The organism is Streptomyces sp. NPDC045695 (assembly GCF_056432025.1).
Window position 1 is genome coordinate 331,350 of sequence record NZ_JBWKJU010000007.1, and the last position, 15,850, is coordinate 347,199.

Consider the following 15,850-nt stretch of genomic DNA (forward strand, 5'->3'; position numbering starts at 1 on the left):
CTCAGAGGTGTGCGGCGGCGGTGGGGTCGGACGGGGTGGCCTGCGGCGGGACGGCGGGCCCGCCGGGGCGTTCGGCGGCGTCCTCCAGGACGATCCGGCCGATGATCTCGTAGCGCGCGGGGGCCTTGGCCTTGAGCCAGAGGCCGAGGCCGAGGCCGCCGAGGAAGACGGCGCCCACGATCCACGGGATCAGCTTGAAGAAGACGGAGCCGGCCGCGCTGCCCGCGGCGGTCTCCATGTTGAGGACCAGCAGGACCACGACGGCGATCATGCCGATGCCGCCGAGGAGGGGGGCGGTGAAGGTCCTGAACCAGTGCCGGTCCTCGGGGTGGTTCTTGCGGAAGTAGCCGATGACGGCGAAGGAGCACAGCGTCTGGACGATCAGGATCGCCATGGTGCCGAGGATCGCGAGCAGCGTGTAGAGGTGCAGGTACGGGTCCTGCCCGGTGAGCCAGAAACCGGCCACCAGCGCGGTGGCGATGGCGGTCTGCACGACCGAGGCCACGTACGGGGAGCCGTGCCGGGGGTGGGTGCGGCCGAGCTTCGGCGACAGGAAGCCCTCGCGGCCGATGGCGTAGAGGTAGCGGGCGGCGCACTGGTGGAAGGCCATGCCGCAGGCGAAGGAGCCGGTGAGCAGCAGCCACTGGAAGGTGTCGACGGCCCAGGCGCCGATGAAGGACTCGGTGGGGGCGAAGAACAGGTCGAGGGGGGTCGTGGAGGCGGACAGTTCGACGGACTTGGCCATGCCGTTGCCCGCGATCGTCATCCAGGAGACGTAGATGTAGAAGAGGCCGACGCCGACCACGGAGATGAGGGTGGCCTTGGGGATGACCCGCTTGGGGTCGCGGGACTCCTCTCCGTACATGGCGGTGGACTCGAAGCCGACCCAGGACCAGAAGGCGAAGAAGAGGCCGAGCCCGGCGGAGGTGCCGGTGAAGGCGTTCTTCGGGTTGACGGGCTCCAGCGGGATCCCCTCGGGGCCGCCGCCGGCGATCAGTACGGCTGTGGCGACGGCGAACAGCACGGCGATCTCGGCGACGAGCATCACGCCGAGCGCCCTGGCGGTGAGGTTGATGTCGAAGTGCGCGAGGGCGGCGGTGACGGCCAGCATCGCGGCGGCGTAGACGATCCAGGGCAGGTCCACGCCGAGCTGGTCCTGGACGGTGGTCTTGGCGAAGTAGGAGAACACGCCGACGATCGACGCCTCGAAGACGATGTACGCGAGGACGGCGAGCATCCCGGACGCCATGCCGGCGATCCGGCCGAGGCCGTGCGAGATGTATCCGTAGAAGGCGCCGGCGGCGGTGATCCGCTTGGCCATGGCGACGTAGCCGACCGCGAAGACGGTCAGGACGAGGGTCGCGAAGAGATATCCGGCGGGAGCGCCGGTGCCGTTGCCGAAGCCGACCGCGATGGGCAGGTTGCCCGTCATGGCGGTGATCGGGGCGGCGGTGGCGACGGCCATGAACACGACGCCGACCAGCCCGACGGAGTTCGCCTTGAGCCGCTGGACCTGCGGGGCTGCGGGTGCCTGGGGCGGCTCACCGGTGATGTCTTTGCTCATTGCGGTCCTCTTCCGTGTGGAGGGCGCCCACTCTCGCCGCGCGTGACGCACGCCACAATCGGCACGTGGTCCGATAATCTCCTTGCGGAGGCGACGAGTTGTCGGGCCGTTCGGGCGGCAGCGCGTCACTTGTAACCGAGGAGTGATGTGTTCGGAACAGGCCTGCCGGTACCGTCCCGCGATATGGACAACCAGGGCGGGATCACGGTTCAGCGGGCTTTGGAGCTGCCGGGGCTGCGCAGCGGGCTCCCCGAGGTGGTGGCCTGCGCCGACCGTCTGGGCCGCACCGTCCGCTGGGTGCACGCGGGCGAGGTGCCGAACATCGCCTCCCTCCTCAAGGGCGGCGAGCTGCTGCTGACCACGGGGCTCGGCCTCGGCACCCGGCCCGCCGAGCAGCGCGCCTTCGTACGCCGCCTCGCGGACCGCCAGATCGCCGCGCTGGTGGTCGAGTTGGGCCCGCGCTTCACCCGCCTGCCGGCGACGATCGTGGAGACCGCGCGCACGTCGGGGCTGCCGCTGGTCCAGCTCCACCGGGAGGTCCCCTTCGTCACCGTGACGGAGGAGGTCCACACCGAGATCGTCAACCACCACTACGCGCTGCTCCAGCGGGCCGAGGAGGTCCACCGGCGGTGCACGCAGGCCCTGTTGGGCGGTGGCGGCATCCCGCAGGTGCTGCGGATCCTGGCCGACTTCACGGGGAACCCGGTCTTCCTGGAGACCCCCGACGGGCAGTTGCTGTACGCGGCGGGGAGCTCGGCCGGGGACGCGGGCGCGGACCCGCTCCAGGTCTGGGAGGGCTTGCGGGGCCAGCGCGAGAGCGAGCCCTCGGCGAACACGGTGGTGATCGACGTACCGGGTGGGGGTCACGGCACCGGCTCGGTACGGGCCCGGGTCGTCCTGGTCGGGGTCTCGGGCCCCCTGCTCCCGGTCCACCGGATGGCGGCGGAACGCACGGCGGGGGTCCTGGCCGTGGTCCTCATGCAGGCGCGGCAGGAGGAGGAGCTGGCGGCGCGCGGTCGCGGCGACTTCCTGACGGACCTGGCGGAGGGCCGCATCTCGGCGCAGGACGCCCCGGCCCAGGCCCGCGTCCTGGGCTTCAAGCCGGGTGCGGGTCCGCTGCTGCCGATCGTGATGCGCCTGTCCTCGGAGACGAGCCCGTCGGGGAACTGGGCCGTCCTGGCCCGCGCGGTCCTGGAGGAACTGTCCTCCGTCGGCGTGCCGGTCCTGCTGGGCGTCCGGCCGGTGGAGGGGCGCGTTCCGCTCCTGGTGTCCCTGCGCGCCGAGTCAGAGCGTACGGCGGTGGCCGACCGCGTCTCGGCCGCGCTCCGGGCGGGCGTGGAACGGGCCGGCCTGGACCGGGCCGCGGCCCCGCCGGCGGTGGTCGTCGGCGTCGCGGGCGGCTGGGCGGCCGCCTCGGCGGGCCTGCGCCACGCCGCGGAGACCGCCACGGCGGCCCACGGCCTGCCTGCCCGCCCCTGGTACGACGCGAGGAAGCTGGACATCGACCTGCTCCTGTGGCGGCTGCGCGAACACCCGGACCTCGCGGCCTTCGTGGACCGGGCGATCGGCCCGCTCCGCACCCACGACACGACCTCGCGCCCGCCGCTCCTGCCCACCCTGGAGACGTACCTGGCCCACGCGGGCCGCAAGGCGGAGACCGCCCGCGAACTGCACCTGAACCGCCAGACCCTCTACAACCGCCTGGCCCGCATCTCCGAACTCCTGGGCACGGACCTGGACGACCCCGAAACGGTGCTCTCCCTCAGCCTGGCCCTGCGCGCCCGCCGCCACGCCTCTTCCTGAGGTGTGGGGCGCGGGGGGCCGGAGCCGGGTCCGGGGCCGGGTCAGTCACCGCCGGGCCCGCTCCATCAGCTCGTCGTAGACGGACAGGACCTGCGCGACGGTGTCGTCCTCCGACGGCCAGGTGGCGGCCTGAGCCCGCCCGGCCTCGGCCAGCGCGGCCCGCCGCGCGGGATCCGCCAGCAGGCCGGTCACGGCCGAGGCGAGAGCGGCCCCGTCCCCCGGCGGGACCAGCACCGCGCCCTCGCCCACCAGCTCCGGCACGCCCCCGACCGCCGTCGCCACCAACGGCACCCCCGCCCGCAGCGCCTGCTGCGCCGGCAGCGCCCGTGCCTGCCACCGGCTCGGCAGCACCGCCACGTCCGCCGCCGCCAGCAGTCGCGCCGCGTCCCGGCGCCGCCCCAGCAGCCGCACCGGCAGGCCCTCCGCCTCGATCCGCCGGGACAGTCCGGCCCGGAGCGGCCCCTCCCCCGCGATCACCAGCAGCGGGGCGGGGTCCAGCGTCCGCCACTCCCGCGCCGCGTCGAGCAGTTCGGCGTACCCGCGGTGCTCCACCAGGCTGCCGACGGCGATCAGCAACGGCCGCTCCACCACGCCGAGTTCCGCCCGCACCTTGCCCGGGTCGGCCACCGGCGAGCCCGTCGGCACGGCGACCGGCGCCAGCCGCGCGTCGCGCGCGCCCCGCAGCCGCGCGAGGTCCACCTGGTCCGAGGAGGCCCCGAGCACCACCGCCGCGGCCCGCGCCACGTGCCGTTCCAGCATCCGGCTCAGCCGTCCGAGCGCGCCCGCGGCCGCGGGGCCGTCGCCGTGCCAGCTCACCACCAGCGGCACCCGTCGCCCCCGCACGGCCAGCGCGGCCCGCATCCCGGCCCGCACCCCGTGCGCGTGCACGACGTCGGCCGTGGTGCAGGCGGCCCGCAGGACGTTCACCGCGTCGGGTGCGAACCGGGCCCCGGCGCCGGTGAAGTCGTACTCCCCCTCCGCCCGGACGGGTGCGCACACCGTGACCCGTACCCCGCGCGCGGCGAGCCCGGTCGCGAGGGACCGCACGTGCGCGTTGCTGCCCGCGCCCGCACGGTCGTCGAGCACCTGGACGGTGCGCAGCGGGGGCCACCCGTAGGGCTGGGTGGGGGCGGGCGGGGGGACCGGGGAGCTGCTCACGGGCCGAAGCTCCAGGGTGAGGGAGTCAGAGACGTCGCCAAGAATGCCAGTCCGCACGCGCGTTCCGGGACCATACGGGTGCGGATCCGGTGGAGGATCTCACCAGACACCCCTCAGCCTCACCCACACGGGCTAGGAGGTGTCTGACGGGTCACGGGCGTCGCCGGTGCCTACGCGTCGGCGCGCGCCGCCGCCAGCAGTTCCTCGGCGTGCGCACGCGCCGAGACCGAGTCCTCGTGTCCCGCCAGCATGCGCGACAGCTCGCGGATGCGGGCCTCGCCCTCCAGGACGGTGACACCGCTCCTCGTCACGGACCCGTCGTTGGTCTTCTCGACCAGCAACTGCCGGTCGGCGAAGGCGGCCACCTGCGGCAGGTGCGTGACGACCACGACCTGCGCCGACTTGGCCAGCTTCGCGAGGCGCCGGCCCACTTCGACCGCCGCCTTGCCGCCGACACCCGCGTCCACCTCGTCGAAGAGGTACGTGGGGACGGGGTCGGAGCCCGCGAACACGACCTCCACGGCCAGCATGACCCGGGACAGCTCACCGCCCGAGGCGCCCTTGGCGATCGGCCGCGGCTGGGCCCCGGGGTGCGGGGCCAGCAGCAGCTCGACCTCGTCGGCGCCCGAGGGGCCGTAGGCGACCGGGCGGCCGTCGACCTCCACGCCCTCGGGGTCCTCGGTCTGCCGGATGTCGATCGTCACGCGGGCGTGCGGCATCGCCAGCGACGCCAGCTCCTCGGTCACCGCGGCGGCGAACCGGGTCGCCGCCTCCACCCGGGCGTCGGTCAACGCCTGTGCCAGCTGCGACAGTTCGGACCGCAGCCCGTCGCGCTCGGCGGTCAGCTCCGCGATCCGCTCGTCGTCGCCGTCCAGCTCCAGCAGCCGCGCCGAGCCCTGTTCGGCCCACTCCAGCACGGCGTCCACGGTGCCCGCGGAGCCGTACTTGCGCGTCAGCTGCGTCAGTGCGGCCCGCCGCTCCTCCACCGCGGCCAGCCGCAGCGGGTCGGCGTCCAGGTCGTCGGCGTAGCCCGCCAGCTCCCCGGCCACGTCGGTGAGCAGGATGCCCAGTTCCCCGATCCGCTCCGCGAGCGCGCCGAGGGCCGGGTCGTGCGACCGTACGGATTCCAGGGCCCGGTGTGCGCCCGCGACGAGCATGTTCGCGTCGATGGCCTCCGGGTCCTCGGGATTGCCCGCGAGCGCGGCGTGCGCGAGCTGCGCCGCCGAGGCGAGCGCTTCGGCGTGGCCCAGGCGCTCCGCCTCCGCCGCGAGCTCGACGTCCTCGCCGGCCACCGGTTCCACGGCCGCGATCTCGTCCAGCCCGAAGCGCAGCAGGTCCGCCTCCTGGGCCCGCTCCCGGGCCCGGGTGGTGATCTCCTCCAGCTCGACGGCGACCGCACGCAGCCTGCGGTAGGCCGAGCCGTACTTCTCCAGCGGGACCGCGACGGCGTCCCCGGCGTACCGGTCGAGGGCCTGGCGCTGCCGGGCGGGCCGCAGCAGTCCCTGCTGGTCGGTCTGTCCGTGTACGGCGACCAGGTCGTCCGCGAGCTCGGCGAGCAGGCCGACGGGCACGGAGCGGCCGCCGACGTGGGCGCGCGAGCGCCCCTCGGCGGACACGGTCCGGCTGATCAGCAGGGCGCCGTCGTCGAGCTCGGCCCCGGCCTCCTCGGCGCGTACGGCGGCGGCGGCGTCCGGGCGCATGACGATGCGGCCCTCGACCACGGCAGCCTTGGCCCCGATCCGTACCAGGGCGGGGTCGGCGCGACCGCCGAGCAGCAGCCCGAGGCTGGTGACGACCATCGTCTTGCCCGCGCCGGTCTCGCCGGTCACCGCGGTGAAACCGGGCGACAGCTCGACCACCGCGTCGTCGATGACCCCGAGCGACCGTATCCGCATCTCCTCAAGCACGGGACGACGATACCGAGGTTTCACGGGTGCCATGTGACGTCACCCGCCGGGAGCTCTCGAACGGACGTGCCATTTACGCACAAGGGGACATCTCTCAGTGCGGTGCGCCACGCCATCCGGACACCGGCAGCGCGAACTTGGCGACGAGCCGGTCGGTGAAGGACGCGTGGTGCAGCCGGGCGAGCCGCACCGGCACCGCCCCGCGGCGGACCTCCACGCGGGCCCCGGCCGGCAGCTCCAGCATCCGCCGGCCGTCGCACCACAGGACCCCGTGCGGGGTACCGGTCTGCACCTCGACCGCCAGCACCGACGTGGGCGAGGTCACCAGCGGCTTCGCGAACAGGGCGTGCGCACTGATCGGCACCATCAGCAGCGCCTCCACCTCCGGCCAGACCACCGGCCCGCCCGCCGAGAAGGCGTACGCCGTCGATCCCGTCGGAGTCGCGCAGACGATCCCGTCGCAGCCGAAGCCGGACACCGGGCGCCCGTCGATCTCCAGGACCACCTCCAGCATCCGCTCCGGGGACACCTTCTGGACCGCGGCCTCGTTCAGCGCCCAGTCCCGGTGGACCACGTCCCCGTTCGTCCGCACGATCACGTCGAGGGTCATCCGCTCCTCGACCTCGTACGCGCGCGTCACCACCCGGTCCACGACCCGGTCCAGGTCGTCCCGCTCGGCTTCGGCGAGGAACCCCACCCGGCCCAGGTTGACGCCCAGCATCGGCACCCCCGAGGCCCGCGCCAACTCCGCGCCCCGCAGCAGGGTCCCGTCCCCGCCCAGCACGATCAGCAGCTCACAGCCGTCGAGCACCCCCGGGGTGGACTCGGTGACGAGCTCCACCTCGGACGGCAGCGGCAGGTCCACCGCCTCGTGCGCGAAGACGCGTACGCCCAGCCCGCACCGCAGCAGGCCCTTCACGACCAGCTCGGCACTGCGGATGGCCGCGGGCCGCCCGGTGTGCGCGAGCAGGAAGACCGTGCGCCCCTCCGCCGAAACGGCCGAGACCGCTGATTCCGATGAAACCGATGAACCCGATGAATCTGTCACTGCGGCCCCTCCGCCACTGCACGGTCAACATCCGCCGGGTCGAGTTCCGGTGCCCCCGCCCGCAGCCACAGAAAGTACTCGACGTTGCCCGACGGTCCCGGCAGCGGACTCGCGGTCACCCCGAGAACCCCGAGCCCCAGTTTCGCCGCCTGCGCCGCGACCTCGCGCACGACCTGCGCCCGCAGCTCCGGGCTGCGCACCACGCCGCCGCTGCCCAGCCGGTCCTTGCCGACCTCGAACTGCGGCTTGACCATCAGCACCAGGTCCGCGTCGGGCGCGCAGCACCGTACGAGCGCGGGCAGCACCAGCCCGATGGAGATGAAGGAGAGGTCACCGACGACGAGGTCGACCGGGACCCCGTCGATCAGCTCCACCGTCAGCTCGCGCACGTTCGTGCGGTCCTTGACCGTGACCCGGTCGTCGCTCTGCAGCGACCAGGCGAGCTGCCCGTAGCCGACGTCGACGGCGACGACGTGGGCCACGCCCGCGCGCAGCAGCACATCGGTGAAGCCGCCGGTCGAGGCGCCGGCGTCCAGCGCCCGGCGGCCCTCGACGCGCAGCCCCTGCGGCTGGAAGGCGGCCAGCGCACCGGCGAGCTTGTGGCCGCCGCGCGAGGCGTAGTCCGGGTCGCTGTCGTCCTTCAGCACCACCAGGGCCGCACTGGTCTCCACCTGGGTGGCCGCCTTGGTCGCGGTGGTTCCGCCCACGGTCACCCGGCCCGCGGCGATCAGCTGCGCGGCGTGCTCGCGCGAGCGGGCCATGCTGCGGCGTACCAGTTCGGCGTCCAGGCGGCGGCGTGCCACTCCTGCCACGTTCGGTTCAGCTCCTGTTTTCGTACGGACCAGGGACGGGCGATGCGTCCAGCGCGGTCAGCGCTTCGCGCAGCCCCCTGTGGACATCCTCGTACACCTCGACGTGTCCGTCCGCCGCGAGGTGGTCCGCGTCCGCCAGCCGCGCCAGGTGCGCGTCCACCGCGGCGTGGCCGGTGGGCGTGCGTACGAGGCCCAGCGCCAGGGGCCCGGCGGGCCCGGTCGGGGTCTCGGCAGCTTCGTCGGTCATGCCCTGACGCTACCCCGTAGCGCCCGACGACCGCGCACGGCTCTGCGGTACGGTCGTGATCACGATGGCTACGATCCAGGAGTGCCGCGAAGCACTCGACACCCTCTCCGGCAACCTCGCGCGGGCCGAGGGCGGCGTACGCGGCGCGGCCGCGCTCGACCGCTCCCTGAGCTGCCACATCACGGACCTCGACCAGACCTTCACGGGCCGTCTCGCGGGAGGCCGCATCCGGGTGGACGCACTCACCCCGGGCCCACCGGCCACGAAGGCCGAGATCCGCCTCGCGATGACCGGCGACGACCTGGTGGCCCTGGTGGCGGGCGACCTCAAGTTCGCCAAGGCCTGGGCCTCGGGCCGAGTCAAACTAGAAGCCGGCCTCCGCGACCTCCTCCGCCTGAAAAACCTCCTGTAGCCCATCCAGCCCCGCACATCCAGCCCCGCCGGCGTTTGAGGCGCGGGGTCCGGGGCGGAGCCCCGCTCTCCAGCCCCGCCGGCGTTTGAGGCGCGGGGGCCCGGGGGCAGCGCCCCCGGCACCCGACGGCCGCCCCCGCCGCTACCGAGCCCGAGCCACGGCTCGGGACCCCCGTGCCCCGGGCACGACCAACGGCGTCCCGGTCTCCGGATCGGAGATCACCCGGCACCGCAGCCCGAACACCCGCTCCACCAGCTCCGCCGTCACCACCTCCCCCGGCGGCCCCTCCGCCACGACCTTCCCGTCCCGCATCGCGATCAGATGCGTCGCGTAGCGCGCCGCGTGGTTCAGGTCGTGCAGCACCGCGACCAGCGTCCGCCCCTGCTCCTCGTGCAGCTCGGCGCACAGGTCCAGCACATCGATCTGGTGCTGGATGTCCAGATACGTCGTCGGCTCGTCGAGCAGCAGCAGCGGCGTCTGCTGCGCCAGCGCCATCGCGATCCACACGCGCTGGCGCTGCCCGCCCGACAGCTCGTCCACGGCCCGGTCGGCGAGCTCCGCGACCCCGGTCGCGGCCATCGACTCGTACACGACGAGCTCGTCCTGCGCCGACCACTGGCGCAGCAGCCCCTGATGCGGGTACCGGCCGCGCGAGACGAGGTCCGCCACCGTGATGCCCTCCGGCGCGATCGAGGACTGCGGGAGCAGGCCCAGCGTCCTGGCGACCTTCTTCGCCGGCATCGAACCGATCGCCGCCCCGTCCAGCAGCACCCGCCCCACCGTCGGCTTCAGCATCCGCGACAGGGCCCGCAGCAGGGTGGACTTGCCGCAGGCGTTGGGGCCGACGATCACCGTGAAGGAGTGGTCGGGGATCTCCACCGACAGGTTTTCGGCGATGACCCGCTGGTCGTAGCCGAGGGTCACGTTCTCCGCGGTCAGCCGCTGCACTCGCGTGCTCCTCACGTTCCTGTGTGTCGCAGTCATATACGTCCCGCCTTGCGCTCGGTGACGAGCAGCCAGAGCAGGTAGACGCCGCCGACGAGCCCGGTCACCACGCCCACCGGCAGCTGGTCGGCGCCGAAGGCGCGCTGTGAGGCCCAGTCGGACGCCAGCAGCAGCACCGCGCCCATGAGGGCCGCGGTCAGCAGGTTCCCGCCGGGCGAGCGGGTCAGCCGCCGCGCCAGCTGCGGCGCGGCCAGCGCGACGAAGCTGATGGGCCCGGCCGCGGCGCTCGCCGCGGTGGTGAGCAGGGTCGCCGCCAGCATCAGCAGCAGCCGCGTCCGCTCCACCGGTACCCCCAGGGCGTACGCGGCGTCGTCGCCCATCTCCATCATCCGAAGCGCCCGCCCCTGCCCGAGGATCAGCGGGAAGAGCACGGCGCAGAGCGCGAGCAGCGGCCACACCTGCGCCCAGTCCCGGCCGGCCAGCGAGCCGGTCAGCCAGACCATCGCACGGGTGGCGTCCACCACCTGGGCCTTGGTGAGCAGGTACTGGATGGCCGCGATGAGCATGGCCGAGGCGCCGATGCCGACGAGCACCAGCCGGTAGCCCTGGATGCCCTTCTTGTACGCGAGCAGGTAGACGGCGGCTCCGGTCAGGAGGCCACCGAGCAGCGCGCCCACGGCCACCTCGGTCGCGCCCCCCTGGAACAGGATGATCACGACGAGCGCGCCGACCGCCGAGCCGTAGCCGAAGCCCAGCAGGTCCGGGGAGCCGAGCGGATTGCGGGAGACGGACTGGAAGACCGATCCGGCCATGCCGAGGGCGGCGCCGACCAGCAGGGCGACCAGCACCCGCGGCAGCCGCAGGTCGTTGACGATGAAGTCGTGGGCCGGGCTGCCGTTGCCCAGCAGGGTCTGGACGACGTCCCACGGCGCGATCGGGAAGTCCCCGGTGCCGATGAGCAGGACGGCCAGCGCGAGCGCCACCGCGGCCAGGAACGTCCCGACCAGCAGCGCGCGCCGCTCGACGCGCAGCGAGATCCCGCCGGGGAGTTTCAGCCGGCGGGTGCGGGCGGTCACGGTCACAGCTGGGCCATCCTCTTGCGCCGAACCAGGTAGATGAACACGGGCCCGCCGATGAGCGCGGTGACGATGCCGACCTGGAGTTCGGCGGGCCGGGTGACGACCCGGCCGACGACGTCGGCGCCGAGCAGCAGCACGGGCGAGAGCACGGCCGAGTACGCGAGCACCCAGCGCATGTCGGGCCCGGTGAAGGCCCGTACCAGGTGCGGGACCATCAGCCCGATGAAGACGATCGGCCCGCACGCGGCGGTCGCCGCGCCGCACAGCAGGGTGATGGCGAGCATGGCGGCGATCCGGGTGCGTGTCAGGTGCGCACCGAGCGCCCGGGCCGTGTCGTCACCCATGGCCATCGCGTTCAGCGACCGGCCCAGCGACAGCGCGAGCACCGCGCCGACCAGCAGGAAGGGGGCGACCTGCCGGACGGTGTCCATGGTCGCCGAGGCCAGCGAACCCACCGTCCAGAAGCGCAGCTTGTCGAGGGCCTTGCTGTCCAGGAGCTGGACGGCGTTGATGTAGCCGACCAGGGCCGCGCTGGCCGCCGTACCGGCGAGCGCGAGGCGGACGGGCGTCGCGCTGCGGCTGCCGCCGAGTACGTACACGGCGACCGAGACGACGGCCGCACCGAGGAAGGCCCACCACACGAACGCGCTCAGCGAACGCGCGCCGAAGAAGCTGATGGCGGAGACCACGGCGGCCGCGGCGCCCGCGTTGACGCCGAGGATGCCGGGCTCCGCGAGCGGGTTGCGGGTCAGCGCCTGCATCACCGCGCCGGACAGTCCGAGGCCGAGGCCGACCATCAGCCCGAGGAGGGTGCGCGGAACCCGCAGGTCGCGCACCACCACGTCCGAGGGGGTCCCCGTGTAGTGGAACAGGCCGTGCCAGACCTCGTCCAGGGGCATCTGCCTGGCGCCCACGGCGATGCTCACGACCGCGATCGACGCCAGCACGGCGAGGGCCGCGAGCAGCCCGGCGACGCGCGGCACGCGCCGGCGCGGGCGGGCGCTCGGCCCGGCTTCGGATTCAGGGGGACTCTCGACCAACACGCGAGTTAGGTTAGCCTACCCTGGCTCGGTGCAGCCTTCGCGGGTCCTGCCCGGTACAGCCTTCGCGGGTCCTACCCCGTGCAGCCTTCGCGGGTCCTACAGCCCCAGCCTGGCCAGGGCCTTCGCCGCGTCCGCCGTGCAGACACCGTCCCCGGCCGCCGTCCACGCCGCCGCGCACAGGGCCCGAAGCCCGTCCAGCGGATCCCCGTCCTCCCCGCGCAGCTCCAGCGCGCCACCGTCCGGCGCCACCGCCGTCCACCCGCCGCAACGGAAACCGTCCCCGTCCGGCTCCACCGCGGGCTGACCCGACAGCAGCCCCCGCAGATCCCGGTCCACGTAGGTCGGACGGTGCCGGGGCTCGGCCCGCACCAGCTGCTCCGCGTCCGTCACCCCCGTCAGCACCAACAGCGAGTCCACGTCCCCGTTGAAGGCGCCCTCGATGTCCGTGTCCAGACGGTCCCCGACCACCAGCGGCCGCCGCGCCCCGGTCCGCAGCACCGTCTCCCGGTGCATCGGGGGCAGCGGCTTGCCCGCCACCTGGGGCTCCGCGCCCGTGGCGATCCGTACGACCTCCACCGCGGCCCCGTTGCCCGGCGCGATCCCCCGCGCCCCCGGAATCGTCAGGTCCGTGTTCGACGCGTACCACGGCACCCCGCGGTTGATCGCGTACGAGGCCTCCGCGAACCGCCCCCAGGCCAGCTCGGGCCCCCCGTACCCCTGGACGACCGCCGCCAGACCCTCCTCGTCGGCGGACTCCACCGGCACCAGCCCGCGTTCGCGCAGCGCGACCCGCAGCCCCTCCCCGCCGATCACCAGCACCTTCGAGCCCGGCTCCACCTGATCCGCGATCAGCCGGGCCACCGCCTGCGCCGAGGTGATCACATCGCCCGCCTCGGTCGGGACGCCCAGCTCGCTCAGGTGCTCCGCGACGGCGTCCGGCGTCCGCAGCGCGTTGTTGGTGACGTACGCGAGGTGCATCCCGTCGGCCCGGGCCGCGGCCAGGGAATCGACCGCGTGCGCGATGGCCTCACCGCCCGCGTACACCACCCCGTCGAGGTCCAGCAGGGCCGTGTCGTACGCCTGGTGCAGACTCCGCTCGCTCGCCGCGGGAGTGGTCCTGCTCTGCCGGGTCATCCTGTCCGCTCCTCCGGGGGTGCCTCCCCGCGGTGGCCGGGGAGATCGATCTTGTCCTAATTCCATACTGCCCCGATCATCCCGCATGGCGAGACGCGATTTACCATGCAGCAATGACCACACCTGGCACCGCGGACCACGGCCTGCGCCTGATCCCCTTCCACGGCCTGCGCTATGTCCCGGAGCGTGTCGGCAGCCTCGCCGCCGTCACCTCGCCGCCGTACGACGTGGTCGTACGCCCCGACGGAGTCGACCACCTCGAATCCGCCGACCCGCACAACATCGTCCGCCTGATCCTCCCCCAGGCCGGCACCCCGGCCGCGCGCAACGAACAGGCCGCGCGCACGCTGCAGGACTGGCTCTCCCAGGGCATCCTCAGCGCCGACCCCGAGCCCGCGCTCTACGTGTACGAGCAGCGCAGGGCCGGTCTGCTCCAGCGCGGGGTCATCGGCGCCCTCGCCCTGTCCGCCGCCGACGAGGGCATCGTCCTGCCCCACGAAGACGTCATGCCGGACGTGGTCACCGACCGGGCCGGCCTGATGCGGGCCACTTGCGCCAATCTCGAACCCCTCCTCCTCACCTACCGCGGCGACGACTCCGCCACGGGCGCGGCGCAGATCGTGGAGAGGACGGCGCAGCGCGCGCCCCTCCTGTCGACCACCACCGAGGACGGCTTCCAGCACCGCCTGTGGGCCATCACGGATCCGGCGGAGCTCGCCGCCCTGACGGCTGATCTCAGCCACCGCCAGGCCCTCATCGCCGATGGCCACCACCGCTGGGCGACGTACCTGCGCCTCCAGGAGGAGCACCTCTCCCCCACGGCCTGGGACTTCGGCCTGGTCCTGCTCGTGGACACCGCCCGCTACCCGCTCCAGGTCCGCGCCATCCACCGGATGCTGCGCCGCCTCCCGGTCGCGGACGCCCTCGCCGCCCTCGAAGGCCACTGGCGGGTCCGCCCGGTCGACGGGCCGCTCCCGCTGGCCCTGGACGCCCTCGCGGACGCCTCGGAACGGGGCAACGCCTTCCTCCTCACCGGCGACGGCACCTTCCACCTGGTCACCGACCCCGACCTGGCCCTCCTTGACCGCACGGTCCGCCACGACCGCCCCGAGGCCTGGCGCCGGCTGGACGCCACCGTCCTGCACGCGACCCTGCTCGACGCCCTCTGGAGTATCCCGGACACCCCGGACCAGATCACGTACATCCACGACGCCGCATCCACCGTGGCCATGGCCGAACGTCACGGCGGCACGGCGGTCCTGCTGCACCCCGTACGGGAGGAAGTCGTACGGGACCTGGCCCGCCAGGGCGTCACCATGCCCCGCAAGTCCACCTCCTTCGGCCCCAAACCGGCCACCGGCCTGGTCCTGCGCGGCCTCACCTGAGCCCCTGCGGACATGAAGAAGGGCGGTACCCCCGACCGGGGTACCGCCCTTCTTCACGTCACGCTGCCTCAGGCCTTGTCGCGGCCCGAGTCCCGCTCGTCGTCCTCGACGTCGGCATCGGCATCGGCGTCGGCCGCGGACTGCTCCAGCGGCTCGTACTCCTCGTCGTCCTCGTCGTAGTACTCGGCGACGTCGGAGGCACGCTCGGCTGCGGCGACCTCCGCCGCGTCCTCGTCCTCGTCCTCTTCGTCCAGGTCGGCGTCGTCGACCAGGTCGACGTCGTCCGCCAGGTCGACACCGGCGTCAGCGGCGTCGACGAACTCGACACCGTCGAGCTCGGCGAGGCGGTCGGAGGCGTCGGTCGCCCCGTCCTTGTCCGCTTCGAGGGTCTTGCCGAACCACTCGCGCGCCTCGTCCTCACGACCGGCCGCCAGCAGGGCGTCGGCGTAGGCGTACCGCAGGCGCGCGGTCCACGGCTGGACGCTGTTGGAGGCCAGCTCCGGGCTCTGCAGGGTCACGATGGCCGCTTCGAGCTGCCCCTGGTCCCGCCGGGCACCGGCCGCGACCAGACGCATCTCGACCTGGCCGGCCTTGTCCAGCTTCTGCACCTCGGGCTCGCCGGCCATGGCCAGGGCCCGCTCCGGACGGCCGAGGCCGCGCTCGCAGTCGGCCATGACGGGCCACAGCTCGACCGAGCCGGTCATGCGCTTGGCGGCGCGGAACTCCGCGAGCGCCTCGCTGTACTTCTGGTTGGCGTACGCGGCGAAACCGGCGGCCTCACGGACGGCGGCGACGCGGGAGGCCAGGCGCAGGGCGATGCGGGAGTACGCGTACGCCTGCTCCGGGTCCTCGTCGATCAGCCGCGCGACCATGACCAGGTTCTTGGAGACCTCTTCGGCCAGGCCCTTGGGCAGGCTCAGCAGCTCCTGACGCACGTCGGCGTCGATCTCCAGGCCGGTGACGTCGTCGTCGATCGGAAGCCGCTTGACCGGGTCGCGGTCACGGTCCGCGCGGAAGTCGCGGTCGCCGCCACGGTCATCGCGACCACGGTAGCCACCACGGTCACCACCGCGATCGTCACGGCCACCACGGAACCCGCCACGGTCGCCACCGCGGTCGTCACGGCGCGGGTAGGACGGACGGTCGCCACCGCGGTCGTCACGACCGCCACGGAAGCCACCACGGTCGTCATCACGACGCGGGAACGACGGACGGTCGCCCCCACGGTCGTCACGGCGCGGGAAGCTCGGACGGTCACCGCCACGGTCGTCACGGCGCGGGTACGAGGGGCGGTCGCCGCCACGGTCGTCGCG

General features: G+C 73.6%; 14 protein-coding genes. 3 read left to right on the forward strand and 11 right to left on the reverse strand.

What is annotated here, in order from left to right; translation table 11 throughout:
- Nucleotide 1 precedes the first annotated feature (1 nt).
- Entirely contained in the window at nt 2–1,564 is a 1,563-nt protein-coding gene (locus AC07DU_RS15960; RefSeq protein ID WP_479031845.1) for an APC family permease, read from the reverse strand.
- Nucleotides 1,565–1,747: 183 nt separating this feature from the next.
- Between AC07DU_RS15960 and AC07DU_RS15965 the strand changes: the two genes are divergently transcribed.
- On the forward strand, nt 1,748–3,367 hold the full coding sequence (locus tag AC07DU_RS15965; RefSeq protein ID WP_360887942.1) for a PucR family transcriptional regulator: 1,620 nt from the start codon (nt 1,748–1,750) through the stop codon (nt 3,365–3,367).
- Nucleotides 3,368–3,412: 45 nt separating this feature from the next.
- Here the strand turns inward: AC07DU_RS15965 and AC07DU_RS15970 are convergent, their stop codons facing one another.
- The 5 genes from AC07DU_RS15970 to AC07DU_RS15990 all read right to left on the reverse strand — a co-directional run bounded on the left by AC07DU_RS15970 (nt 3,413) and on the right by AC07DU_RS15990 (nt 8,539).
- Complete coding sequence (locus AC07DU_RS15970; RefSeq protein WP_479111856.1) at nt 3,413–4,525, reverse strand: glycosyltransferase family 4 protein; 1,113 nt, start codon at nt 4,523–4,525, stop codon at nt 3,413–3,415.
- Nucleotides 4,526–4,695: 170 nt separating this feature from the next.
- Nucleotides 4,696–6,420, reverse strand: a complete 1,725-nt coding sequence (gene recN, locus AC07DU_RS15975; RefSeq protein WP_479031927.1) for a DNA repair protein RecN — start codon at nt 6,418–6,420, stop codon at nt 4,696–4,698.
- 106 nt (nt 6,421–6,526) lie between these two features.
- Nucleotides 6,527–7,480 (reverse strand): NAD kinase, encoded by a 954-nt coding sequence (locus AC07DU_RS15980; RefSeq protein WP_479111858.1) that lies wholly within the window; start codon nt 7,478–7,480, stop codon nt 6,527–6,529.
- A complete protein-coding gene (locus AC07DU_RS15985; RefSeq protein ID WP_479111860.1) occupies nt 7,477–8,292 on the reverse strand; it encodes a TlyA family RNA methyltransferase in 816 nt (271 codons plus the stop codon). Before AC07DU_RS15985 ends, AC07DU_RS15980 begins: the two co-directional genes overlap by 4 nt.
- 7 nt (nt 8,293–8,299) lie before the next feature.
- Entirely contained in the window at nt 8,300–8,539 is a 240-nt protein-coding gene (locus AC07DU_RS15990; protein WP_479111862.1) for a hypothetical protein, read from the reverse strand.
- A gap of 64 nt (nt 8,540–8,603) precedes the next feature.
- Between AC07DU_RS15990 and AC07DU_RS15995 the strand changes: the two genes are divergently transcribed.
- Nucleotides 8,604–8,951: an SCP2 sterol-binding domain-containing protein gene (locus AC07DU_RS15995; RefSeq protein ID WP_479111864.1), complete on the forward strand. Its 348-nt coding sequence runs from the start codon at nt 8,604–8,606 to the stop codon at nt 8,949–8,951.
- Nucleotides 8,952–9,092: 141 nt separating this feature from the next.
- Here the strand turns inward: AC07DU_RS15995 and AC07DU_RS16000 are convergent, their stop codons facing one another.
- The 4 genes from AC07DU_RS16000 to AC07DU_RS16015 all read right to left on the reverse strand — a co-directional run bounded on the left by AC07DU_RS16000 (nt 9,093) and on the right by AC07DU_RS16015 (nt 13,152).
- A complete protein-coding gene (locus AC07DU_RS16000) occupies nt 9,093–9,935 on the reverse strand; it encodes an ABC transporter ATP-binding protein (protein WP_479111866.1) in 843 nt (280 codons plus the stop codon).
- A complete protein-coding gene (locus AC07DU_RS16005) occupies nt 9,932–10,978 on the reverse strand; it encodes a FecCD family ABC transporter permease (RefSeq protein WP_479111868.1) in 1,047 nt (348 codons plus the stop codon). The genes AC07DU_RS16000 and AC07DU_RS16005 overlap by 4 nt, the downstream gene beginning before the upstream one ends.
- Nucleotides 10,975–12,018 carry a FecCD family ABC transporter permease gene (locus tag AC07DU_RS16010; protein WP_453373904.1) on the reverse strand — a complete coding sequence of 348 codons (1,044 nt, stop codon included), beginning with the start codon at nt 12,016–12,018 and terminating at the stop codon, nt 10,975–10,977. The genes AC07DU_RS16005 and AC07DU_RS16010 overlap by 4 nt, the downstream gene beginning before the upstream one ends.
- Nucleotides 12,019–12,114: 96 nt before the next feature.
- On the reverse strand, nt 12,115–13,152 hold the full coding sequence (locus tag AC07DU_RS16015) for an HAD-IIA family hydrolase (protein ID WP_479031870.1): 1,038 nt from the start codon (nt 13,150–13,152) through the stop codon (nt 12,115–12,117).
- Between the two features lie 113 nt (nt 13,153–13,265).
- Between AC07DU_RS16015 and AC07DU_RS16020 the strand changes: the two genes are divergently transcribed.
- Nucleotides 13,266–14,537, forward strand: coding sequence for a DUF1015 family protein (locus AC07DU_RS16020; protein ID WP_479111871.1), 1,272 nt, complete (start codon nt 13,266–13,268; stop codon nt 14,535–14,537).
- A 68-nt stretch (nt 14,538–14,605) separates the two neighbouring features.
- Here the strand turns inward: AC07DU_RS16020 and AC07DU_RS16025 are convergent, their stop codons facing one another.
- Entirely contained in the window at nt 14,606–15,472 is an 867-nt protein-coding gene (locus AC07DU_RS16025; RefSeq protein WP_479111887.1) for a tetratricopeptide repeat protein, read from the reverse strand.
- Between the last annotated feature and the right edge of the window lie 378 nt (nt 15,473–15,850).

What these genes read in the sequence shown, in the direction of transcription:
- AC07DU_RS16000 (WP_479111866.1), bottom strand. Translation starts at nt 9,935, where the DNA reads ATGACTGCGACACACAGGAACGTGAGGAGCACGCGAGTGCAGCGGCTG.
- AC07DU_RS15965 (WP_360887942.1), top strand. Translation starts at nt 1,748, where the DNA reads ATGGACAACCAGGGCGGGATCACGGTTCAGCGGGCTTTGGAGCTGCCG.
- AC07DU_RS16015 (WP_479031870.1), bottom strand. Translation starts at nt 13,152, where the DNA reads ATGACCCGGCAGAGCAGGACCACTCCCGCGGCGAGCGAGCGGAGTCTG.
- AC07DU_RS15960 (WP_479031845.1), bottom strand. Translation starts at nt 1,564, where the DNA reads ATGAGCAAAGACATCACCGGTGAGCCGCCCCAGGCACCCGCAGCCCCG.
- AC07DU_RS15990 (WP_479111862.1), bottom strand. Translation starts at nt 8,539, where the DNA reads ATGACCGACGAAGCTGCCGAGACCCCGACCGGGCCCGCCGGGCCCCTG.
- AC07DU_RS15995 (WP_479111864.1), top strand. Translation starts at nt 8,604, where the DNA reads ATGGCTACGATCCAGGAGTGCCGCGAAGCACTCGACACCCTCTCCGGC.
- AC07DU_RS16020 (WP_479111871.1), top strand. Translation starts at nt 13,266, where the DNA reads ATGACCACACCTGGCACCGCGGACCACGGCCTGCGCCTGATCCCCTTC.
- recN (WP_479031927.1), bottom strand. Translation starts at nt 6,420, where the DNA reads ATGCGGATACGGTCGCTCGGGGTCATCGACGACGCGGTGGTCGAGCTG.